This window comes from Pseudomonas sp. W15Feb34 (assembly GCF_023127765.1).
Classification (GTDB): Bacteria; Pseudomonadota; Gammaproteobacteria; order Pseudomonadales; family Pseudomonadaceae; genus Aquipseudomonas; species Aquipseudomonas synxantha_A.
The window spans coordinates 1-21,205 of sequence record NZ_SPKN01000025.1 but is presented as its reverse complement, the minus strand read 5'-3'; the positions used below and the strand labels follow the sequence as shown (position 1 = coordinate 21,205).

The 21,205-nt window shown below is 60.7% G+C and carries 20 protein-coding genes; 7 read left to right on the top strand and 13 right to left on the bottom strand.

Annotated features, from left to right (window positions below):
- Nucleotides 1–13: 13 nt before the first annotated feature.
- The 3 genes from E4O97_RS10900 to E4O97_RS10890 are packed head-to-tail and all read left to right on the top strand — an operon-like array spanning nt 14 to nt 2,053.
- Nucleotides 14–682: an amino acid ABC transporter permease gene (locus E4O97_RS10900; protein WP_005792409.1), complete on the top strand. Its 669-nt coding sequence runs from the start codon at nt 14–16 to the stop codon at nt 680–682.
- Nucleotides 679–1,329 (top strand): amino acid ABC transporter permease, encoded by a 651-nt coding sequence (locus tag E4O97_RS10895; RefSeq protein ID WP_032878807.1) that lies wholly within the window; start codon nt 679–681, stop codon nt 1,327–1,329. The genes E4O97_RS10900 and E4O97_RS10895 overlap by 4 nt, the downstream gene beginning before the upstream one ends.
- Nucleotides 1,316–2,053, top strand: coding sequence for an amino acid ABC transporter ATP-binding protein (locus E4O97_RS10890; RefSeq protein ID WP_032878805.1), 738 nt, complete (start codon nt 1,316–1,318; stop codon nt 2,051–2,053). The genes E4O97_RS10895 and E4O97_RS10890 overlap by 14 nt, the downstream gene beginning before the upstream one ends.
- On the opposite strand, the gene E4O97_RS10885 is transcribed toward E4O97_RS10890, so the two are convergent.
- From E4O97_RS10885 to E4O97_RS10870, 4 genes are all read right to left on the bottom strand, one after another.
- Entirely contained in the window at nt 2,025–2,603 is a 579-nt protein-coding gene (locus tag E4O97_RS10885; RefSeq protein WP_216090463.1) for a hypothetical protein, read from the bottom strand. The two genes, E4O97_RS10890 and E4O97_RS10885, sit on opposite strands and share 29 nt — an antisense overlap.
- Complete coding sequence (locus E4O97_RS10880) at nt 2,569–4,974, bottom strand: fimbria/pilus outer membrane usher protein (RefSeq protein WP_248161359.1); 2,406 nt, start codon at nt 4,972–4,974, stop codon at nt 2,569–2,571. Before E4O97_RS10880 ends, E4O97_RS10885 begins: the two co-directional genes overlap by 35 nt.
- A gap of 103 nt (nt 4,975–5,077) precedes the next feature.
- Entirely contained in the window at nt 5,078–5,764 is a 687-nt protein-coding gene (locus tag E4O97_RS10875; RefSeq protein ID WP_256584575.1) for a fimbria/pilus chaperone family protein, read from the bottom strand.
- Nucleotides 5,765–5,885: 121 nt separating this feature from the next.
- Nucleotides 5,886–6,533, bottom strand: coding sequence for a DUF1120 domain-containing protein (locus tag E4O97_RS10870; protein WP_078822608.1), 648 nt, complete (start codon nt 6,531–6,533; stop codon nt 5,886–5,888).
- Nucleotides 6,534–7,012: 479 nt separating this feature from the next.
- On the opposite strand from E4O97_RS10870, the gene ppx reads away from it, so the two are divergent.
- On the top strand, nt 7,013–8,515 hold the full coding sequence (gene ppx, locus E4O97_RS10865; protein WP_005792416.1) for an exopolyphosphatase: 1,503 nt from the start codon (nt 7,013–7,015) through the stop codon (nt 8,513–8,515).
- Between the two features lie 73 nt (nt 8,516–8,588).
- On the opposite strand, the gene ppk1 is transcribed toward ppx, so the two are convergent.
- A complete protein-coding gene (ppk1, locus tag E4O97_RS10860) occupies nt 8,589–10,811 on the bottom strand; it encodes a polyphosphate kinase 1 (protein ID WP_005792418.1) in 2,223 nt (740 codons plus the stop codon).
- 18 nt (nt 10,812–10,829) lie between these two features.
- Nucleotides 10,830–11,843, bottom strand: a complete 1,014-nt coding sequence (gene hemB / locus E4O97_RS10855) for a porphobilinogen synthase (RefSeq protein ID WP_216090465.1) — start codon at nt 11,841–11,843, stop codon at nt 10,830–10,832.
- Between the two features lie 208 nt (nt 11,844–12,051).
- Between hemB and E4O97_RS10850 the strand changes: the two genes are divergently transcribed.
- The gene (locus tag E4O97_RS10850; protein ID WP_032881179.1) at nt 12,052–12,687 is read left to right on the top strand and encodes a DedA family protein; all 636 of its coding nucleotides are present in this window, start codon (nt 12,052–12,054) and stop codon (nt 12,685–12,687) included.
- Here the strand turns inward: E4O97_RS10850 and E4O97_RS10845 are convergent.
- Nucleotides 12,668–13,903 carry a sterol desaturase family protein gene (locus tag E4O97_RS10845; protein ID WP_032878799.1) on the bottom strand — a complete coding sequence of 412 codons (1,236 nt, stop codon included), beginning with the start codon at nt 13,901–13,903 and terminating at the stop codon, nt 12,668–12,670. The two genes, E4O97_RS10850 and E4O97_RS10845, sit on opposite strands and share 20 nt — an antisense overlap.
- Before the next feature lie 115 nt (nt 13,904–14,018).
- On the opposite strand from E4O97_RS10845, the gene elbB reads away from it, so the two are divergent.
- Nucleotides 14,019–14,684 (top strand): isoprenoid biosynthesis glyoxalase ElbB, encoded by a 666-nt coding sequence (gene elbB / locus E4O97_RS10840; protein ID WP_005792422.1) that lies wholly within the window; start codon nt 14,019–14,021, stop codon nt 14,682–14,684.
- Between the two features lie 44 nt (nt 14,685–14,728).
- On the opposite strand, the gene E4O97_RS10835 is transcribed toward elbB, so the two are convergent.
- The 5 genes from E4O97_RS10835 to E4O97_RS10815 all read right to left on the bottom strand — a co-directional run bounded on the left by E4O97_RS10835 (nt 14,729) and on the right by E4O97_RS10815 (nt 20,425).
- Nucleotides 14,729–15,184 carry a YaiI/YqxD family protein gene (locus E4O97_RS10835; protein ID WP_078822610.1) on the bottom strand — a complete coding sequence of 152 codons (456 nt, stop codon included), beginning with the start codon at nt 15,182–15,184 and terminating at the stop codon, nt 14,729–14,731.
- A 1-nt stretch (nt 15,185) separates the two neighbouring features.
- Nucleotides 15,186–17,081 carry an FTR1 family protein gene (locus E4O97_RS10830; protein WP_223017770.1) on the bottom strand — a complete coding sequence of 632 codons (1,896 nt, stop codon included), beginning with the start codon at nt 17,079–17,081 and terminating at the stop codon, nt 15,186–15,188.
- 140 nt (nt 17,082–17,221) lie between these two features.
- Nucleotides 17,222–17,854 carry a LysE family transporter gene (locus E4O97_RS10825; protein WP_248161358.1) on the bottom strand — a complete coding sequence of 211 codons (633 nt, stop codon included), beginning with the start codon at nt 17,852–17,854 and terminating at the stop codon, nt 17,222–17,224.
- Between the two features lie 88 nt (nt 17,855–17,942).
- Nucleotides 17,943–18,515 (bottom strand): mechanosensitive ion channel family protein, encoded by a 573-nt coding sequence (locus E4O97_RS10820; protein ID WP_005792426.1) that lies wholly within the window; start codon nt 18,513–18,515, stop codon nt 17,943–17,945.
- Nucleotides 18,515–20,425: an ATP-binding cassette domain-containing protein gene (locus E4O97_RS10815; protein ID WP_078822612.1), complete on the bottom strand. Its 1,911-nt coding sequence runs from the start codon at nt 20,423–20,425 to the stop codon at nt 18,515–18,517. Before E4O97_RS10815 ends, E4O97_RS10820 begins: the two co-directional genes overlap by 1 nt.
- Before the next feature lie 50 nt (nt 20,426–20,475).
- On the opposite strand from E4O97_RS10815, the gene E4O97_RS10810 reads away from it, so the two are divergent.
- Nucleotides 20,476–20,940, top strand: coding sequence for a TIGR02444 family protein (locus tag E4O97_RS10810; RefSeq protein WP_216090469.1), 465 nt, complete (start codon nt 20,476–20,478; stop codon nt 20,938–20,940).
- Here the strand turns inward: E4O97_RS10810 and E4O97_RS10805 are convergent.
- Nucleotides 20,937–21,205: hypothetical protein (locus tag E4O97_RS10805; RefSeq protein ID WP_248130667.1), on the bottom strand; the 269-nt coding region annotated here is incomplete at its 5' end. The two genes, E4O97_RS10810 and E4O97_RS10805, sit on opposite strands and share 4 nt — an antisense overlap.

Genomic DNA, 21,205 nt, shown 5'->3' with positions numbered 1-21,205 from the left:
GCGGAGTTGAACGATGGCCTATCAATTCGACTTTGTGCCGGTGCTGGCCAATACCGACCTGCTGCTGCGCGGCGCGTTGTTTACCCTTGAACTGACGGCCATCGGCGCCCTCCTTGGGGTTGCACTGGGCACCGTCGGTGCAGTGGTGCGGGCCTGGAAGATCCAGCCGTTTGCATGGATCTTTGGTGTGTATGTCGAATTGATCCGCAACACGCCGTTTCTGGTGCAGTTGTTCTTTATTTTCTTCGGCCTGCCGTCCCTGGGGTTGAAAATCACCGAGTGGCAAGCCGCTGTGCTGGCAATGGTGATCAACCTGGGGGCGTACTCCACCGAGATCATCCGCGCCGGGATCCAGGCCATCCCGCGCGGGCAATTGGAAGCCGCCGCCGCGCTGGCGATGACGCGCTTCGAAGCGTTCCGTCACGTGGTACTGCTACCGGCGCTGGGCAAGGTGTGGCCGGCCCTGAGCAGCCAGATCATCATTGTGATGCTCGGTTCGGCGGTGTGTTCGCAGATCGCCACCGAAGAATTGAGCTTTGCCGCCAACTTTATCCAGTCGCGTAATTTCCGCGCCTTTGAAACCTATGCCCTGACCACCCTGGTGTACCTGTGCATGGCGCTGATGATTCGCCAACTGCTCAACTGGATCGGCCGGCGGTTTGTGATGAGGAACAGTCGATGAGTGAGTTCACCCTCTGGGACATCGTGCGCAACCTGCTCACTGGCCTGCAGTGGACCCTGCTGCTGTCACTGGTAGCATTTGTGGGCGGTGGCCTGATCGGCCTGCTGGTGATGACGATGCGCATCAGCCGCAAAGCTTTCCCACGCAATATTGCCCGCACCTATATCGAACTGTTCCAGGGCACGCCCTTGCTGATGCAGTTGTTCCTGGTGTTTTTCGGCGTTGCCCTGCTTGGCGTGGACATATCGCCCTGGCTGGCAGCTGCAATCGCATTGACCCTGTTCACCAGCGCTTACCTGGCCGAAATCTGGCGCGGTTGCGTGGACTCCATCGCCCATGGCCAATGGGAAGCCTCGGCCAGTCTGGCCCTGAACCCTTTTGAGCAACTGCGTTTTGTGATCCTGCCCCAAGCGCTGCGCATTGCCGTCGCGCCAACGGTGGGTTTCTCGGTGCAGGTGGTCAAAGGCACCGCCGTGACCTCGATCATCGGCTTCACCGAACTGACCAAGACCGGCGGCATGCTCGCCAACGCCACCTTCGAGCCGTTTATGGTCTACGGCTTGGTGGCCCTCGGTTATTTCCTGCTCTGCTACCCCTTGTCCCTCAGTGCGCGCTACCTGGAAAGGAGACTGCATGCCTCTGCTTAGAATTTCCGCCCTGCATAAGTATTACGGCGATCATCACGTCCTCAAGGGCATCGACCTGACGGTGGAAGAAGGCCAGGTTGTGGCGATCATCGGCCGCAGCGGCTCGGGCAAGTCCACCTTGCTGCGTACCCTCAATGGCCTGGAGTCGATCAATGACGGTGTGATCGAAGTCGATGGCGAATACCTTGATGCCGCCCGCGCCGACCTGCGCAGCCTGAGGCAGAAAGTCGGCATGGTGTTCCAGCAGTTCAACCTGTTCCCGCACCTGAGCGTCGGCGAAAACGTGATGCTGGCACCGCAAGTGGTGCAAAAAGTGCCCAAGGCCAAAGCGGTACAGTTGGCCAGGCAAATGCTCGAACGCGTTGGGCTGGGCGAGAAGTTCGACGCCTTCCCCGATCGGCTGTCCGGTGGTCAGCAGCAACGGGTCGCCATTGCCCGCGCGCTGGCCATGTCACCCAAGGTGCTGTTGTGCGATGAGATTACCTCGGCCCTGGACCCGGAGTTGGTCAATGAGGTGCTCAGCGTGGTGCGTCAACTGGCCCAGGACGGCATGACGCTGATCATGGTCACCCATGAAATGCGCTTTGCCCGGGAAGTTGGCGACAAAGTGGTGTTCATGCACCAAGGCAAAGTGCATGAAACCGGCGACCCGAAGGTGTTGTTTGCCAACCCTGGTACCGTAGAGCTCGCCAACTTCATTGGCTCGGTTGAACAGCCGGGCTGACCAGTTCAAAAATGCCCCGTGCCTCCAGGTGCGTCTCCCTGCGCACCGACAAGGCATCGAAGGGCAATTGGGTATCGATATCGACCTGGGCGGTGAGTCGCCGCCCTACCACCGGCATCCCTGCTGCTCGAGCCACCAAAACCTGGCCGGGCAACAACTGGCCTCCGTCCGCCTCACCTGGCACGTGGGCGGCCGACCACCCGACGGTACGCCCATCTACCTGGGCATGCTTGATACTCAGCCGCAAATGCCCCTCGCGACCGAACCGAAATCCCTGCCCATCGGCTGCCGCGCCAACAAAACGCAACGCCATGGCCGCAGGCTCGGCGCAGAGTACATTGACACTCAACGAGCGGGTTGCCAGTACCACGGTAGTGGTTTCAACCAGGCCATCCCTGCGTATCTGGCCATAGTCGATACGCGGCTGGCCCAGCGACAGGTGGCAGTTTTCAGCCATCGCATCAAGCGGCGCCAGCAGTGTGCAAAACAGCGCCAAGGGCGGGCTCAGGGCCTTTTTAATCACCTCGGCATACCGCCGATGCGGCTTCATAAAATTTGTCATTGTCAGGCTTGGCCTCAGGGTCAATGTGCAGTAGGCAAGTGGAAGAGTCCGGCAATGAAACCCGCAAGCTTTGCGACTCCGTAACGTCGTTGAGGAAAATCATGCCCTCGCCTACTACGCTGGTGAGAAAGCGGTTGCCCTTGCCCAATACCGAGGCGCCCTGAGGTAACGGTCGGCCGTGCTGATCGCTCGCAGTCACCAGCATTCGGCGTACTTTCACTACGTCAAAATCCACGGTATTGAACGAACCTCGGCCCGCCGTAAGCACTTGGGTGCCGTTTTTCAGGTCCACTCGTTTGGGCAAGGATTGAGTCTGCACTTCGACTCGGCTGTTGGTGTAGGCCGGCAAGCCCGCGATCACCGCTTGGCCTTTGAAGTCGGTCCAGACAGGGCCTTGCGGCGTCTGGATTTTTGCGGAGCCGATATCGCCGACCGAGACGATGCCGAACGTGTCTTGCACGCTATAAGGCGACAAGGTCACCCCGCCTTCATGCGCCACTGCACCGCCCCGCAACTGCCCGGTATAGCTGGTGCCCAGGGAATCGCGGCTGACGCCCAGGCCCACTTGGGTATAGTGCGGCAACAGGTCCACCCGCCCGCGCACTGACTGCTCCCGGGCCCGCATGTCACGCTCGATGCCGACTTCGTAATTCACATACTCGTTGACCCTTTCGCTGAGCGCGGTACCCGCAGTGAAGTGGTCCCCACGGCGGCTCGTGAAGCTGCTCACACGCCGATCCCCGCCCAGCGGCACGCTGACCTGCAACCGCAAGGACAAGTCGTGATCCAAGGCACTGTCACGCCGGCTGCCATCCAGTGGGGCGTCTCGGCGGGCCCGCGTACCGCCCACTTGCGAGTCCGCGATAAATGCGACATCGACGCGACCGAACGACTTATTCCAGGAGGCGAATACGTGCTCGCTCGTCTGCCCGCCAAATTGAGCACTGCGAGTGTAGTTCAGCGAAAATATGCCCAGTGTGGGGTCGGCCCAGCTCATGCCCGCGGTGTATTGGTTCTTGAAGTGCGAGTTCAGCTCATCGCCCCTGAGCGACCGACCTGCCTCAGTGACCTCGCGATAACCGCGCGTCTGGGTGGTTGCACTTAAGTTGACATCTAGATCGGCAACCAGTGGGCTACTCACGGAGACGCTGCTGCGTGACCCGGACACCGCGTTGTGGCTGTCTCGGGACAGGTTATGTCGTGCGCTCACAGAGACCCGCTGGAAAAATACACTGCTCAGAGTGCCACCTGCGGCCCAATAGTCATCGGTACTCAACAAGCCAAAACCCGCAGACGCATCGCGCCCCAGCCCCCAGGTGCCACTGCCCATGGCGACCACCGGTGATGGCCCCTCTTCACCTGCAGTTTTGCGCAGCTGGCCAATCGAAAAGTAATAGCCCGGCGCCGATGGGGCAGCACCCGCCAACGAAGCCGCCGGCACGACAAAACTGCGCCTGGCGCCACGCACGTCAATCACACTGACATCAAGGTCACTGGTGCCATTGAGCAGCGGTACCCCCGTCAACCGAAACGGCCCTTCGGGCACCAATGTACTGTGGATCAACACCCCGGACTGGCGCACTTCAACTCGCGACTGGCTTTGGGCCAAGCCTTCGACCACCGCATTATTGCCGCCCGCCGGGGCCCTGGACTGCCCATCAGGGGAGAACTGCAAGCCGGACAGCTGGATCCCGCCAAACAGCGGGTTATTACTGGAGAGCTGGCCCACCTGGAAGGTCGACTGCAACGCGGCGATATCCCGTTGGGCATAGGCATGCAGGTGCTCGGTACGGGTATGGCCGTTGTCGGACACATAGAACTGGCGACTGCGAACAATCCAGTCATCCAGGTTGAAGCCCGCTTCGGTATAGGCCGACACGAACCGGGTCGGGCCGCTACGCGAGTGGCTGTCATAACCCAGTACGTCATAGTTGAACAACGCGGCCGCGCCGCCCCGGGAAGAACGCCCGCTCTCCCATTCGGGTTCACGCAAAGCCTGGGTCGGCACCACCAGCGCCACTTCGTCAGTACCGGGGCGCAAGCGCACCATGGTCGCCGGGAACGCACCGAGGAAGTCATGACACGCCTGATCGGGCGTGGCGCCTTCTCGAATGATCTCCCGAGGCTTTACCAACCCCGCCTTCTCCAGCAATCCGGGAGTGAAACACAGCCCTCCCTGCGAATCGAACCGAGCATCAACCAGCCCAAGGGGGTTGCCATTGACGCGCAATCCCACCACTTGAATACCTTCACGAAAGCGCGCCGCACTGCGAAAGTAATCAGAGACCTGGGGGTCTATGCCGTGGGTCGTCAGCGCAGCCAGGTCAAATCCCTCACCAAGCTCCAGCGCAGCCGTCATGCCAGGCAAACCCCATAGCGCCGTGAGCCCAATGAACAATCTGGATTTGCAGGGCCGGAACGGGCCAGCAATACCGCGCGCCGAAGAAACGATCATGAACCGATCAACGCGCATCTGTGTTGACCGGTGCACGGTAGCTATCTACCGAAAATCCATAGACCGTGGCGGGTTGAATCTCAACCTGCGCCACATCGCTCAAAGCACCGTCAACCTTCAACGCCAATGCCTCACCCGGCAAGACATAGGTGCGCGGCAGTGTGGCTTGAACGCCTTGTGGAAGCAGCTGCACATGCGGCGCCAGGCGTACGACGTAAGCGCTGTCGTTGTGGACGGTGAGTCGCTCTGCGACCCGTTCCCACCTCAGCAGCTCCCACGGCGTTTGGTGGCGTGGCAAGTCTTTGGGATGCAGGATCAACGGCAGATTCTGCCGAAGAGTGATACCGATGGTCGCACCGTCCGCGGCACGCGCCTGGGGAATGCCCTCAAAAGATACGCGCTTGAGCCGTTGGGTCTTGAGCGGCTGCTTCAACGTGCTGATGAAACGCACCAGTTGCGTATCCCCCGCTTCCACACGGGTAATGGGAGGCGTGACAATCAGTAGCGGCTCCAGATCTTCAGGCACGTTTTCAATAACAGAATGAAGCAACGCCGGCCCTGCATCGGTGTTCTTGATATTGATCGAGGCTTCGCCAACTTCTTCGTAAAGCACGACCACAGTTGTTTCCGGCAACATCCCGTCCGCCGTAGCAACCACACTGAAAAACACACTCCATAGCCACGTAAGACTTATTAAAAAAACACGCACTCAATATTCCCCACAACTTATGAAGTTGACGTTTGGCCATCCAACGCCCAAAGAAAAACAGCCAACAAGAAAGGGTTGGCTTTCTTGATCGGCTGCTTTCGGTTGTTTAGATGTAACTCAATACAAGCGTGGCGCGCCCATCTATGGAGATGTCGCGGCTCAGGTCCAAGTCCTGGGCCTTGTTGATCACTGCTTTCACCGCCACCGTGGCGGTCAGCTGGCTAATAGCGGCAGGGGTGACGGTCACGCTATTACGCCAGGAGTACTGGCTGGGCGATTGGGCAACCCTGCCGTCGCTGTTCTGCCAGGCACCGAGCCCGGTGCGCATGATCGGAAACAACGTTGTTCCGGTAGAGCGGAGGTCCCTGAGGGTGACCGAATAGCCACCAGTGCGCCGGGACGCTGCCATCCCCAGACCGAAATTCTGCGCTTCGGAAAAGCCCGCCCCCAAGATGCCTGCCACCTTGCTCCCCGCTTGCAGATCGGTAAAGGTGAGCCCGAACCTGGCAGGCGTAGTGCCGCAGTTGATAACCAGAGACGTGGTCCTCTCTTCACGGGGGTTGAATGCCGTGCGAGACAATTCGCCGGAGCGAATAGTGCCGTAGTCGATGATGCCACTGCCCGCCAGGCTGAGGTTGCACGCCGCAGGCGTGATCGTCCCCCTGACGACTAACTGGGCGCTCGTGTTTGCCTGAACCTGCAGGGTCGCAGCCAGACATGCGATGCCGAAAGTCAATCCAATTATTTTTTTCATGTTCGTCCTGTCACTTGAAGTTAGCAGGCGCTCTTTATTTTGGTTTTGGCGACTCCGTCGCCCAACAGCTTATTGTCCCTGATACAAAAACTATAAATAAATAACACCCCGGCAGAATTGCCGAGTGACAGTCTGGCGCGTAGATGCCCGGATAAAAAATCAGACAGCACGGTATTTATTGTAGGCTCCAGCCAGCATAAAAATCACTTTAACCTATCGACCTTGTAGTCTTGAGCAAGATATAGAACAACATCTAGTCCCACTCACTGTAGGAGAAATTATCTAAATACTTACAACTGCATCCGGTTAAAACGTCTTACATCGTCGGAAAGTTTGTTTGCTGGAAACTTGCGAACCAGCCCTGAACTTTCCAAAATTTTCCTACAGACCACATCGGGAAAATTACCGAAGCACAACGCGTTGGCTCCAGCGGTCGATCGTGGCACGATGGCAAGGTTATCGACCGAGATCCCCAAACCATGCCGCAATCCCAAGCCAAGAATCTGTCCTTGATCGCCGCCATCGACCTGGGCTCCAACAGCTTTCACATGGTCGTGGCCAAGGCCCAGAACGGTGAGATCCGCATCCTTGAGCGGCTCGGCGAAAAAGTGCAACTGGCCGCCGGGATCGACGACGAGCGCAAGCTCAATGAAGAATCCATGCAGCGCGGGCTCGACTGCCTCAAGCGATTTGCGCAATTGATCAATGGCATGCCGCCTGGCGCCGTACGCATCGTCGGCACCAACGCGTTGCGCGAAGCCCGAAACCGCAATGAGTTTATCCATCGTGCCGAGGAAATCCTCGGGCACCCGGTGGAAGTTATCTCTGGCCGTGAAGAGGCGCGCCTGATCTACCTCGGTGTGTCCCACACACTGGCCGACACGCCCGGCAAACGCCTGGTGGCGGACATTGGTGGCGGCAGTACCGAGTTCATCATCGGCCAGCGTTTCGAGCCACTGCTGCGTGAAAGCCTGCAGATGGGATGCGTGAGTTTCACTCAACGTTACTTCAAGGACGGCAAGATCACGCCGGCGCGCTATGCCCAGGCTTACACGGCGGCGCGGCTGGAGATCATGAGCATTGAACATGCCCTGCACCGCCTGACCTGGGATGAAGCCATCGGCTCGTCCGGCACCATCCGCGCCATCGGCCTGGCCTTGAAGGCTGGCGGCCATGGCACTGGCGAGGTGAATGCCGAAGGTCTGGCGTGGCTCAAGCGCAAGCTGTTCAAGCTGGGGGATGCGGAGAAAATCGACTTCGACGGCATCAAACCTGATCGACGCGCCATTTTCCCTGCGGGCCTGGCGATTCTCGAAGCCATCTTCGACGCCCTCGAACTGCAACGCATGGACCACTGTGACGGCGCCCTGCGCGAAGGCGTGCTCTATGACCTGCTGGGCCGTCATCACCACGAAGACGTGCGCGAGCGCACCCTCAGCTCGCTGATGGAGCGCTACCACGTCGATCTGGAACAAGCCGCCCGCGTGGAGCGTAAAGCCTTGCACGCTTTCGACCAGGTGGCCGCCGATTGGGACCTGGAAGACGGCGTCTGGCGCGAGCTGCTGGGCTGGGCCGCCAAGGTGCATGAAGTGGGCCTGGACATCGCCCACTACCATTACCACAAGCACGGCGCCTACCTGATCGAGCACTCGGACCTGGCTGGGTTCTCCCGCGAAGACCAACAGATGCTCGCGCTGCTGGTGCGCGGCCATCGCCGCAATATTCCCAAGGACAAATTTGCCGAATTCGGCAAAGACGGCATCAAGCTGATTCGCCTGTGCGCGCTGTTGCGCTTTGCAATCCTGTTCCACCACATTCGTGGCACCCAGGAAATGCCCCAGGTAAAACTGCGCGCTGCTGATGACAGCCTGGAAGTGATCTTCCCCAAGGGCTGGCTGGATGAAAACCAGCTGACCCAGGCGGACTTCGCCCAGGAAGCGGAATGGCTGACGCGGGTGGGGTTCAGCCTGAACCTGCGCTAAAGCACACTGCAAAACAAATGTGGGAGGGAGCAAGCCCCCTCCCACATTTTTTAGACCTTGCTGGTGCTGGGTTTTAGTTCACCGCAAGAATCGGGCTACCCAACTTCTCCAGCAACGTCGCCTGCGCGCTGCGCGGGTTCTGGTTGCCGGTCGGGGTGTTGCGTACATAACGCCCGTCCGACTGCAGGCTCCAGCTGTGGGTGTTGTCGGTAAGGTAGCTTTCCAGCTCCTTCTTGACCCGCATGATCAGCTTCTTGCCTTCTACCGGGAAGCAGGTCTCCACACGTTTATCGAGGTTGCGTTCCATCCAGTCGGCGCTGGAGAGGAACATCTGCTCTTCACCGCCGTTGAGGAAGTAGAACACGCGGGTGTGCTCCAGGAAGCGGCCGATGATCGAGCGCACGTGGATGTTATGCGACACGCCGACAATACCCGGGCGCAGGCAGCACATGCCACGCACCACCAAATCAATGCGCACGCCCGACTGGCTGGCCTTGTACAGCGCGCGGATGATCTTCGGATCGGTCAGCGAGTTGAACTTGGCGATGATGTGCGCCGGTTTGCCGTCGAGGGCAAACTGGGTCTCGCGGGCAATCATGTCGAGCATGCCCTTCTTGAGCGTGAATGGGGCGTGCAGCAGTTTCTTCATGCGCAGGGTCTTGCCCATGCCGATCAACTGGCTGAACAACTTACCGACGTCTTCGCACAGCGCGTCGTCGGACGTCAGCAAGCTGTAGTCGGTGTAGAGCTTGGCGTTGCCGGCGTGATAGTTGCCGGTACCCAAGTGGGCGTAGCGCACGATCTCACCGGCTTCACGGCGCAGGATCAGCATCATCTTGGCGTGGGTCTTGAAGCCGACCACGCCGTAGATCACCACCGCACCGGCCGCTTGCAGACGGCTGGCCAGTTGCAGGTTGGACTCTTCGTCGAAACGCGCACGCAACTCGATCACCGCGGTGACTTCCTTGCCGTTACGCGCAGCATCCACCAACGCATCGACGATTTCCGAGTTGGCGCCACTGCGGTAGAGGGTCTGGCGCACGGCCAGAACATGCGGGTCCTTGGCGGCCTGGCGCAGCAGGTCGACCACTGGGGTGAACGACTCGAAGGGGTGCAGCAATAGAATGTCCTGCTTGCTCACAACACTGAAGATGTTCTCGCTGTTTTGCAGCAGTTTCGGGATCTGTGGCGTGAACGGCTTGTATTGCAGCTCCGGATGGCTGTCCAGGCCGGTAATGCTGAACAGGCGCGTCAGGTTCACCGGGCCGTTGACCTGATACAACTCGGATTCGGCGAGGTTGAACTGCTTGAGCAGGTAGTCCGACAGGTGTTTAGGGCAGGTATCCGCCACTTCCAGACGCACCGCATCGCCATAACGCCGCGAGAACAGCTCGCCACGCAGGGCGCGAGCCAAGTCTTCGACGTCTTCGGAATCCAGTGCCAGGTCGGCGTTACGGGTCAAGCGGAACTGGTAGCAGCCCTTGACCTTCATGCCCTGGAACAGGTCATCGGCGTGAGCATGGATCATCGACGACAGGAATACATAGTTGTCGCCAGCGCCCCCTACCTCTTCCGGTACCTTGATGATGCGTGGCAACAGACGCGGGGCCGGGATAATCGCCAGACCCGAATCGCGACCGAAGGCATCGATACCTTCAAGCTCGACGATGAAGTTGAGGCTCTTGTTCACCAGCAGTGGGAACGGGTGCGTAGGGTCCAGGCCGATGGGGGTAATGATCGGCGAAATCTCGTCCCGGAAGTAACGGCGCACCCAGGTCTTGATCTTGGCGGTCCAGTGACGACGACGAATGAAGCGGACCTGATGCTTTTCCAGTTCCGGCAGCAGGATGTCGTTGAGGATTGCGTACTGGCGGTCCACATGACCATGTACCAGCTCACTGATGCGCGCCAACGCCTGGTGCGGTTGCAGGCCGTCGGCCCCGGCTTGTTCACGGGCGAAGGTGATCTGCTTCTTGAGGCCGGCAACGCGAATCTCGAAGAACTCATCCAGGTTGCTGGAGAAGATCAGCAGGAATTTCAGCCGCTCCAGCAACGGGTAGGACTCATCCAGCGCCTGCTCCAGCACGCGGATGTTGAATTGCAGTTGTGACAACTCGCGATGGATGTACAGGCTGCTGTCATCCAGGTTGGTGACCACGGCCACCGGTGCCGGCGCAGGTGCTTCGGCAACCACCGCTGGCGGGGCAGGCTCCAGCTCCGGCGGGGTCTGGGAAACTTGTTCAACCACCGGGTGAGCGTCTTTTACGGCAACTTCGGAGAGTCCTTCGGTATTCATCGAGTGTTCCTGTGAGGGCTATTGTTGCTCTCTAAGCAATTGGGCAGCGCGGGCGGCGAAGTAGGTCAGAATGCCATCAGCGCCGGCACGTTTAAAGGCAGTCAGGGATTCGAGGATCACCCCTTCACTCAACCAACCATTCTGGATCGCCGCCATATGCATGGCGTATTCACCGCTGACCTGATAGACAAAGGTCGGCACTTTGAATTCCTCTTTGACCCGATAAAGGATGTCCAGGTACGGCATCCCGGGCTTGACCATCACCATATCTGCGCCTTCGGCCAGGTCGGCCGCCACTTCGTGCAGCGCTTCCTGGCTATTGGCCGGGTCCATCTGGTACGAAGCCTTGTTGGCCTTGCCCAGGTTCAGCGCCGACCCCACCGCATCGCGAAAGGGGCCGTAATAGGCGCTGGCGTATTTGGCCGAGTAGGCCATGATTCGTACATTGACGTGACCGGCCAGCTCAAGGGCTTCGCGAATCGCCTGGATACGCCCGTCCATCATGTCCGACGGCGCAACCACCTGGGCGCCCGCCGCTGCGTGCGACAAAGCCTGCTTGACCAGTGCATCGACGGTGCTGTCGTTCTGAACATAACCCTCTTCGTCAAGAATGCCATCCTGGCCGTGCGTGGTGAACGGGTCCAACGCCACGTCAGTGATCACCCCAAGCTCCGGGAAGCGCTCGCGCAGGGCACGGGTGGCGCGCTGCGCGATCCCTTGCGGGTTCCAGGCTTCGGCGGCGTCCAGAGACTTGAGCTGCGGTGGGGTCACCGGAAACAGCGCCAGTGCCGGGATCCCCAGTTCGACCCAACCGGCCGCCTCAATCAGCAACTGATCAATGGTCAAACGCTCCACACCCGGCATCGAGGCGACTGCTTCCCGACGATTTTCACCGTCGAGCACAAAGACCGGCAGGATGAGATCGTTCGTCGTCAGTACATTTTCACGTACCAGGCGGCGAGAAAAATCATCACGACGATTGCGACGCAGACGAGTGGCGGGGAACAGGCGATTGGCAGGGGTAAAGCTCACGACAGACTCCTGAGCCCGCGTTTACGGGCGAGCGTTGCAGTTATAAGCGGCCATTATGACGAAGGAATGACAGTTGTGCTTATCGATGCGACCTGTAGTCGCATTCGTCATTTATGTAGGAATTGTTCACTTCGTGACACATCTCGATACTTTCATGAATCTTCGTGAAGGCGTAGGCTGCGCGTTCATTTCGCCAGCACCCCAGACCATGCTTCAACAATTTCTGCATGACTTCGGCTACTTTGCCCTCTTTCTCGGCACATTTTTCGAAGGCGAGACCATCCTCGTACTCGCAGGCTTCCTGGCGTTTCGTGGCTACATGGATATCAACCTGGTGGTGGTCGTTGCCTTTTTTGGCAGCTATGCCGGCGACCAGCTTTGGTACTACATGGGGCGCAAGCACGGCCGCAAGCTGCTGGCACGCAAGCCGCGCTGGCAGTTGATGGGCGACAAGGCACTGGAGCATATCCGCAAGCACCCGGATATCTGGGTACTGAGCTTTCGCTTTGTCTACGGGTTGCGCACGGTGATGCCCGTGGCGATCGGCCTGTCCGGTTACCCGCCGATGCGCTACCTGATCCTCAACGGTATTGGTGCGGCGATCTGGGCCGCTGCACTGGGGGCTGCGGCCTATCATTTCGGTGCGGTGCTGGAAGGTATGCTCGGCAGCGTCAAGAAGTACGAGCTATGGGTACTGGGCGCCTTGCTGGTGCTGGGTTTTGGCCTGTGGCTGCGACGTCGCTTCAAGAATGCTCGCATCGCCCGCCAAGCGTGTGCCGAGGCCAAGGCGCGACAGGCTGTCGAGCAAGCCTCGGTCGAAACGCCTAAGACGCCAACCGAGTAAAACGGCCTCTGCAACAGTAGAGACCAATCACGCTGAGCAGGCTGTAGCTCGCCAGGCCCAGCCAGGCGAGAGGGCTGGCAGGCCACAAGCCGACCAGCGGCGCCAGCCATACCAACGGCAGGTTCAGCGCCAGGCGCGCCAGCTCGGCCTTCAACGCCCATGGGCGATTCTCCAGTGCCACCCCCAACGTAAACAGGCCCAGGGCCATCGCGCCCCAGCCGAGCACCAACGCCGCCGTAGGCAGGCCCTCACCGAAATTCATCAGATAACTGCCAAAGCCCACATAAGCAGCAAATTGCAAGGCGATGTAGACCTGCTGCCGCGCATCCAAAGGCACTTCGAACTTGCGAAACTGGCTCAGGTCCGGCTTGGCTATCGGGTATTTGGCTTTGACGTCCGCCGGGCGCCAGCCGGTGCGCATGAACCAGATGCGCAACTTGTCCCACCAGCTCTCGGTGCGCCGGGCGTCACTCCATAATTGCGCATAAAACTGCAGGTTGGCCCACAGCGGGTTCCAACTGGCCAGGGGTGTGGTTACCCCAAAGATCACCGGCTCGTTGTCGTCTTCCTCTTGAAAAGTACCGAACAGCCGGTCCCAAATAATGAACACCCCGCCGTAGTTACGATCCATGTAGAGAGCATTCTGTGCGTGGTGGGCCCGATGATTGGACGGCGTCACGAAGAACCACTCAAACCAGCCCAGCTTGGGAACGTGGCGGGTATGGACCCAGAATTGATACAACAGGTTGAGCGAAGCCACGCTGATAAACACCACCAGCGGCACGCCGACCACAGCCAGAGGCAGGTAGAAGATCCAGCTCAGCAGAAAACCGGTGCTGGTCTGGCGCAAGGCGGTGGTGAGGTTGTAGTCCTCGCTCTGGTGATGCACCGAATGCGCGGCCCACAGGATATTGCGCTCATGGCCCATGCGATGCAGCCAGTAATAACAGAAGTCATAGAACACAAAGGCGAACACCCAGGTCCAGGCACTCTGGGCCGACAACTCGATGAGCGCCAGGTGCTTGAGGGCGAACGCGTAGGTCAACAGGCCCACGCCCTTGGTCAGCAAACCGGTCGTGGTGGACAGCACACCGGTGCTGAGGCTGTTGATGGCGTCCGCTACTCGGTAGTTGCGTGCACCGCGCCAACGGTCGGCCAGCAGCTCCACGACGATCAGGGCGATAAAAAACGGTACTGCGTAAGGCACAAAGTCCATGGGCTAGTCCGGTCTATTTTTGTTACATCAAGATTAGGTGCAGCGACGTGAGATCCCATTGGCAACAGGTTACAAATTAGTAGACATTTAACGCCATGAATCAGGAGAAATGCCCATGAGCAAAAAGATTGCAGTGATCCTTTCCGGCTGTGGCGTATACGACGGCGCAGAGATTCACGAGAGCGTGATCACGTTGCTGCGCCTGGACCAGCGCGGCGCTCAAGTGGAATGCTTTGCACCCGATATTGCGCAATTGCACGTGATCAACCATCTCACCGGCGAAGAAATGCCCGAGTCGCGCAATGTGCTGGTGGAGTCTGCGCGTATCGCCCGGGGCGCAGTGAAGGATATTGGCCAAGCCAATGCCGCCGACTTCGACGCCCTGATCGTGCCGGGCGGGTTTGGCGCAGCGAAGAACCTGTCGAACTTCGCCGTGGAGGGCGCCGGCTGCAGCGTCAACCCGCAGGTGCTGGAACTGGCTGAAGCGTTTGCCGAAGCAGGCAAGCCGGTGGGGTTGATCTGCATCTCTCCGGCCCTGGCCGCGAAGATCTACGGCCCTGGCGTGACCTGCACCATCGGTAACGATGCCGACACAGCGGCTGCCCTGGACAAGATGGGCGCCACGCACCACGAATGCACGGTGGAAGATATCGTCGAGGACAAGGCGCGCAAGCTGGTCAGTACGCCGGCGTATATGCTCGGCAAGAACATCAGTGAAGTGGCGTCAGGGATCAACAAGTTGGTGGATCGGGTGCTGGAGTTGACCCACGAGAACGACTGACGGGTAGGCGCCTGTGGCGAGGGAGCTTGCTCCCTCGCCACAGGTCAGGCTGGGCGCATAAGACGTGTAAGGATTCGGTCCAGGGCATTGGCAAACGCCTGCTTATCCTTCTCGCCATGGGGCGGTGGTCCGCCGCCCATCTGACCTTGCTCACGCAGGTCGGTGAACAGGTTGCGCACCGCCAGGCGCTCACTCATGTTCGCAGGGCTGAACTCCTTACCTCGCGGATCGAGGGCCGTGACGCCCTTCTTCACCAGCCGATCGGCCAAGGGCACGTCACTGCAAATCACCAGTTCGCCGGGTACGGCGTGCTCAACCAGGTAATCATCGGCCGCGTCGGGGCCACTGGGCACCACGATCAGCTTCACACAGGAAAAGCTCGGCTTGATCTGGCTCTGCCCGGCCACCAGCACCACCTCGAACTGGCGCTTGAGGGCAAACTTCACTACCTGGTCCTTGGCCGCCCGAGGGCAGGCGTCGGCGTCGATCCATACCCGCATGCTACGCCGCCGCCCGGCGCTTCTCGGTCAGCCGGCTGCGGCCATACAGCACCACAATCGCCAGGATCGCCACAGCCTGCGCGCCCAACGAATACGCATCGGCATGGATGCCCAGCCAGTCGAAGTCAAAAAACGCCACCGGCCGCGTGCCGAAGATGCCCGCCTCCTGCAAGGCCTTGACACCGTGCCCGGCGAACACCACCGACAGTGCGCACAGCAACGCAGCGTTGATGCCGAAGAACAGCGCCAACGGCAACTTCGCCGAGCCACGCAGGATCACCCAGGCCAGGCCCACCAGCAGCACCAGCGCAGTGGCACCACCGGCCAGCACCGCGTTGTGCCCGGCAGGGCCGGCCTGCAGCCACAGGGTTTCGTAGAACAGGATCACTTCGAACAGCTCGCGATAAACCGAGAAGAACGCCAGCACGGCAAAACCGAAACGGCCGCCGCCGCCCACCAGGCTGCTCTTGATGTAATCCTGCCAGGCCGCCGCGTGACGCCGGTCGTGCATCCACACGCCGAGCCATAGCACCATCACGCTGGCGAACAGCGCCGTGCAGCCTTCGAGCAGTTCTCGCTGGGCCCCGCTGACGTCAATCACATACGCCGCCAAGGCCCACGTAGCCAAGCCTGCCAACAGCGCCAGGCCCCAACCGACGTTGACGCTGCGAACCGCCGACTGCTGGCCGGTGTTACGCAGGAAGGCGAGGATCGCCGCCAGCACCAGAATCGCTTCCAGGCCTTCGCGCAACAGGATCAGCAGGCCAGAGATATAGCTCAATGACCAGCTCAGGCCATCGCCGCCCAGCAAGCCGGCGGATTCAGTGAGTTTGCCTTTGGCAACGTCCAGACGCTGCTGCACCTGCTCCATAGGCAAACCATCCTGCAACGATTGCCGATAGGCCATCAGGGCCTTCTCGGTGTCTTTGCGCACATTGGCGTCGACGTTATCCAGGGAGCTTTCCACCAGCTCGAAGCCTTCCAGGTAGGCAGCGACGGACAAATCATAGGCCTGCTCGTGGTCGCCGTTGCGGAAAGCCGCGAGGCTCTTGTCCAGCGTGGCGGCCGTGTAGTCGAGCAACTGCGCGGGACCACGTTGAACCTGTGGCGGCTGAGCACGCTGGGCGCGGAACGTCGCCGCAGCGCCAGGGCCGTCAGCGGCGAGCACTTCATTGGGGGTCTGGCGCGCCAGGTCGGCGAGGTTGAACGCCTGCTCGCTTTTGGCGGCAGCCGGGTCGGCGGTGAAACCGGCGATATAGGTCGCCAGGTCCCAGCGCTGGCGATCGTCCAGTTGGTCAGCGAACGACGGCATATCAGTGCCTTCGACACCCAGACCGAGGGTGTTGTAGATCGCATACAGGCTCAAGCGATCCAGGCGCGTGGCGTCACGCAGGTTAGCGGGGGGCGGCGTCATGCCCATGCCAGCCGGACCATCACCGGCGCCGACAGTGCCGTGGCACACCGAACAATGCTGGGCATAAAGCGGCGCGCCGCGTGTCGGGTCCGGCGTGATGGCCGGTGCTTGGCTGACTTCATACGCCACGGCCAGCTTGGCGCCCAACTGACGAGCCTGGCGGGCCACGCTCGCGCCGTCCTGATGGGCGGTGACCGCCGCCAGCAATTCATTAACGCCGCTTATCAACTCAGCGCGCTCGGGTTTGTCGGGCAGATCAGCCACCAAACCCTGCAGCACTCCGAGAAACTCCACCTGCTCGCGGTATTCCGAGTCGTCTACCACCTTGCCTGCCTCTACCGTAGGCGGGTAGTCGGCGCCGATGTAATCCAGCAAATGCAGGGCCTGTGGCGCGCCTTCGGCGGTCGCGGCCAAGAGATTGAAGCTGCACGACATCAGCGCCGGCAACAGCAGCCACGCAAGAAAGCGGAAAGGGGCAGTCATGAATGAATCTCAAGTGGAAATACGAAGTAACACTATTGTTGAGCTTTAATGAATTCGACTCAAGGTGTTATTTCATATCACCCCTAAATCCAATGTGGGAGGGAGCTTGCCCCTTCCACATTTCGATTCGGTTTCGGCAATTACGCAGTAGCGCGATGCAGGCTGGCGAGGAAGCCGGCAGCGCCAACAAACAAGCCGGCGAATGTGCGGTTTACGCGCCTCTGTTGTTTAGGCGTACGCAACAGACGCAAGACTTTCGACGCCAACCCCGTGTAACCCGCCATCACGATCATATCGACGCTGATCATGGTCGCACCGAGGATCAGGTACTGAATCAACAGCGGCGCCTGCGGGTTCACGAATTGCGGCAACACCGCCAGCATGAACACCAAGGCCTTGGGGTTGCTGGCGTTGACCAAAAAGCCGCGGAACATCATCGCCATCGGCTTCCCGATCGGGCGCACGGCGGCATCATCGGTCATGTCCATGGGCAGGGCGCGCCATTGCTTGATGGCCAGGTACACCAGGTAGGCCACGCCAAACCATTTGATCGCATAGAACGCGGTAGACGACGCCGCCAGAATGGCCCCCAGGCCACCCGCGACCACGGCAATCTGCATCGCCAGGCCCAGTTGCAGGCCAATGGCGTTCCAGTAGCCACGGACAAAACCGTATTGCAGGCCGCTGGACATCGAGGCGATAGCACCGGCGCCAGGAGAAAGGGAGATGATCCAACTGGCCAGGAAAAAGGCCAGCCATGTGTCGAGAGCCATTGCGCACCTCAGAAGGGAGTCAGCGATTGTGCCTTAAGCTAACTCTACCGACCGGAGGCTGGCTATAGCTTTTTACAAGATGTAGACGCTAGCGGTCGCCCGGAAATACATGGGTGCCAGGCCAACGGCGCACCGAGCGCTGAAAGAACAAGCTGTTAGGCACTTGCACCATCGCGCTGCTGGTCCCGGCTTCTTCTACTTCGATCAATGTGGTGTAAAGCAGGTTGATCGCCACGACCCGGCCCTTCACGCCGGGTTTGTCGACGGTGTCCACCAACTCGACAATATCCCCAAGGCGGAACGGCCCGACGGTGAAGATCAGAATTGCGCACAACAGGTTGGACAGCACCGACCACATGGCGAAGAACGCCACTGCCGCTACCGCGACAAACCCTGACAGCGCCGTCCACAACACCGTGGCAGACACCCCCAGGCGCCCCAGCACAAAGATCAGCGCACTGCCCATGATCAGCCAGCGCAAGCCGCCGCGCAGGGGCATCAGCAGTTGCGGCGGGAACGGGTAACGCTCACCCAGGCGCGTCAGGCCCTTGGCGACGAAGCGCTGGGCCAGGTAGCCGGCCAGCAGGATCAGCAGGATTTGCACGCCGATCCATACGGGCTCGACCCATTGCGCCGGTACCGGCAGTTGCAACGCTTCCATCAGGACAGCGCCTCCAGCTCCGCTTGCAAGGTTTCGAGCAGTTCGAGGGCCTCCATCCAGGTTTCCTCCAATTGCCCTTCGCGCACCTTGAGCTTGGCCTGTTCGGCCAGCAGGTCACGCAGCTCATCCTTGCGCGCCGCCTCGTACACGGAGCTATCACCCAGGCTGGTTTCGATCTTGGCCAGGCGCTCGTGCACCTTGCCCAGCTCGGCTTCCAGCTTGTCGGCCTCACGCTTGTGCGGCGCCAGCTGCTGGCGCAGCGCGGCGGCGGCCTGGCGCTGGGCTTTCTTGTCGGTCTTGTCCGGGTTGACCGGGGTGTTGCTGGCCGGCGCATTGCGCAGGCGGTAATCGGTCAGCCAGCGTGCGTAGTCGTCCAGGTCGCCGTCGAATTCTTCGACCTTGCCGTCGGCCACCAGCAGGAAGTTGTCGGTGGTGCTCTTGAGCAGGTGGCGATCGTGAGACACCACCAGTACCGCACCGCTGAACTCCTGCAGGGCCATGGTCAGTGCCAGGCGCATCTCCAGGTCCAGGTGGTTGGTCGGTTCGTCGAGCAGCAGCAGGTTTGGACGGTCCCAGGCGATCAGGGCCAGGGCCAGTCGGGCTTTTTCGCCCCCGGAGAAATTCAGCACTGGCTCGTCGATACGCGCCCCCCGGAAGTCGAAACCGCCGAGGAAGTCGCGCAGGGTTTGCTCGCGCTCGGTGGGCGCCAGGCGTTGCAGGTGCAACAGCGGGCTGGCCTTGGCGTCGAGCGAATCCAGTTGGTGCTGGGCGAAGTAGCCCACCACCGTGTTCTCGCCACGGGTCAGGCGGCCAGCCAGTGGCTCAAGCTCACCCGACAGGTTCTTGATCAGCGTCGACTTGCCCGCGCCGTTGGGGCCGAGCAAACCAATGCGTGCGCCCGGCGTGAGCTGCAGCTTGACCTTCTCCAGGATGGTCTTGTCGCCGTAGCCCAAGCGAGCGTCCGACAGATCGAGCAGGGGGCTTGAGATCTTCACCGACTCACGGAACACGAAATCGAACGGCGAATCGACGTGGGCCGCCGACAGTTCTTCCATGCGCTCCAGCGCCTTGATGCGGCTCTGGGCCTGACGGGCCTTGGTGGCCTGGGCCTTGAAGCGGGCAATGTAGCTTTCCATGTGCGCACGTTGCGCCTGTTGCTTTTCAAAGGCCTGTTGCTGCTGGGCCAGGCGTTCGGCGCGTGCGCGTTCGAACGCGGTGTAGCCGCCACGGTAGAGGGTGATTTTCTTCTGCTCGACGTGGGCGATGTTGTCGACCACGGCGTCGAGGAAATCCCGGTCGTGGGAAATCAGCAGCAAGGTGCCCTGGTAGCTCTTGAGGAAATCTTCCAGCCACAGGATCGCATCGAGGTCCAGGTGGTTGGTCGGTTCGTCGAGCAGTAACAGGTCGGAGGGGCACATCAGTGCCTGGGCCAGATTCAGGCGCATGCGCCAGCCGCCGGAGAAGTCGGCGACCGGGCGGTCCATCTGTTCGTTGGTAAAGCCAAGGCCAGCGAGCATTTTGCGGGCACGGGCGTCGGCGGTGTAGCCGTCGGCACTGTCCAGCTCGGCGTGCAGGCGGGCCTGGGCGGCACCGTCCTGGGCTTTTTCGGCTTCGGCGAGGTCGTGTTGCACCTGGCGCAGGCGCAGGTCGCCATCGAGCACGTAGTCGATCGCGATGCGGTCCAGGGTGTCGATCTCCTGGCGCATATGGGCGATGCGCCAGTCGGCCGGCAGCAGGCAGTCCCCGGAATCCGGGGTCAGCTCACCGAGCAGCAAGGCGAACAACGTGGATTTGCCGGCGCCATTGGCACCGATCAGGCCGGCTTTGTGACCGGCGTGCAGGGTCAGCTCGGCGTCTTCGAGAAGACGTTGCGGGCCACGCTGTAATGTTAGGCTTTGAAGTCGGATCATAATGGCGGCGGAGTCTACCAGCTTCGTTGGCCGCTGGCTTGGGTGTGAATATGTGCGCTGACCTGTGGAGCTTTGCCCTTTCTACCTACGCTCGCTCGGGTGTAGAGGCCGCTTGCCTGCGTTTGCAGGAACAAGGCGCGGATGTATGCCTGCTGCTGTGTGGTGCCTGGCTGGAGCGGCGCGGTGTGGCACATACACCTGAGCGGGTGCAGGCGCTGCAACAGCTTGCCCGTCCGTGGCGGGTGCAGGTTGTCGAACCGTTGCGATACCTGCGCGTGCAATGGCGAGCCCTGGCGCAGCAGGATACGCAGCTGGCATCGTTGCGCGAGCGGGTCAAAGCCCTGGAGCTGGAGGCTGAACGAACACTGCTGGCGCGCCTGGAAACCTTGGCGCAGGCATGGCCGATCAATGAGGTGGTGGGTCAGTACGAATGGCTTGAAGGCCTGGCGACCGAAGCCGCCAACCTTGACCACGACGCGCTGCAGGCGCTGCGCGTCGCGGCCACCGACGCTTAGGAAGCGCTGGCTGGGGTGGTGCTTGGCGCTACCGGTGCAGGCGTGGTGCTGGCCGATGCGGTTGGAGCGGTGGATGCTGCCGGTGCCGCTGGAGTGGCTGGCTTGGCGACTGCTGGTTTGGCAGCAGCAGGTTTAGCGGCTGGCTTGGCTGCTGGTTTCGCGGCTGCAGGTTTGGCGGCTGGCTTGGCTGCTGGTTTGACGGCAGCAGGTTTGGCGGCTGGCTTGGCTGCTGGTTTCGCGGCTGCAGTTTTAGCGGCTGGCTTGG

Coding starts and splice junctions, on each gene's coding strand:
- E4O97_RS10890 (WP_032878805.1), top strand. CDS start 1,316: ATGCCTCTGCTTAGAATTTCCGCCCTGCATAAGTATTACGGCGATCAT.
- E4O97_RS10880 (WP_248161359.1), bottom strand. CDS start 4,974: ATGACGGCTGCGCTGGAGCTTGGTGAGGGATTTGACCTGGCTGCGCTG.
- E4O97_RS10830 (WP_223017770.1), bottom strand. CDS start 17,081: ATGACTGCCCCTTTCCGCTTTCTTGCGTGGCTGCTGTTGCCGGCGCTG.
- E4O97_RS10870 (WP_078822608.1), bottom strand. CDS start 6,533: ATGAAAAAAATAATTGGATTGACTTTCGGCATCGCATGTCTGGCTGCG.
- E4O97_RS10815 (WP_078822612.1), bottom strand. CDS start 20,425: ATGATCCGACTTCAAAGCCTAACATTACAGCGTGGCCCGCAACGTCTT.
- E4O97_RS10810 (WP_216090469.1), top strand. CDS start 20,476: ATGTGCGCTGACCTGTGGAGCTTTGCCCTTTCTACCTACGCTCGCTCG.
- elbB (WP_005792422.1), top strand. CDS start 14,019: ATGAGCAAAAAGATTGCAGTGATCCTTTCCGGCTGTGGCGTATACGAC.
- E4O97_RS10900 (WP_005792409.1), top strand. CDS start 14: ATGGCCTATCAATTCGACTTTGTGCCGGTGCTGGCCAATACCGACCTG.
- ppk1 (WP_005792418.1), bottom strand. CDS start 10,811: ATGAATACCGAAGGACTCTCCGAAGTTGCCGTAAAAGACGCTCACCCG.
- E4O97_RS10845 (WP_032878799.1), bottom strand. CDS start 13,903: ATGGACTTTGTGCCTTACGCAGTACCGTTTTTTATCGCCCTGATCGTC.
- ppx (WP_005792416.1), top strand. CDS start 7,013: ATGCCGCAATCCCAAGCCAAGAATCTGTCCTTGATCGCCGCCATCGAC.
- E4O97_RS10835 (WP_078822610.1), bottom strand. CDS start 15,184: ATGCGGGTATGGATCGACGCCGACGCCTGCCCTCGGGCGGCCAAGGAC.
- E4O97_RS10850 (WP_032881179.1), top strand. CDS start 12,052: ATGCTTCAACAATTTCTGCATGACTTCGGCTACTTTGCCCTCTTTCTC.
- E4O97_RS10895 (WP_032878807.1), top strand. CDS start 679: ATGAGTGAGTTCACCCTCTGGGACATCGTGCGCAACCTGCTCACTGGC.
- E4O97_RS10820 (WP_005792426.1), bottom strand. CDS start 18,515: ATGGAAGCGTTGCAACTGCCGGTACCGGCGCAATGGGTCGAGCCCGTA.
- E4O97_RS10885 (WP_216090463.1), bottom strand. CDS start 2,603: ATGAAGCCGCATCGGCGGTATGCCGAGGTGATTAAAAAGGCCCTGAGC.
- E4O97_RS10825 (WP_248161358.1), bottom strand. CDS start 17,854: ATGGCTCTCGACACATGGCTGGCCTTTTTCCTGGCCAGTTGGATCATC.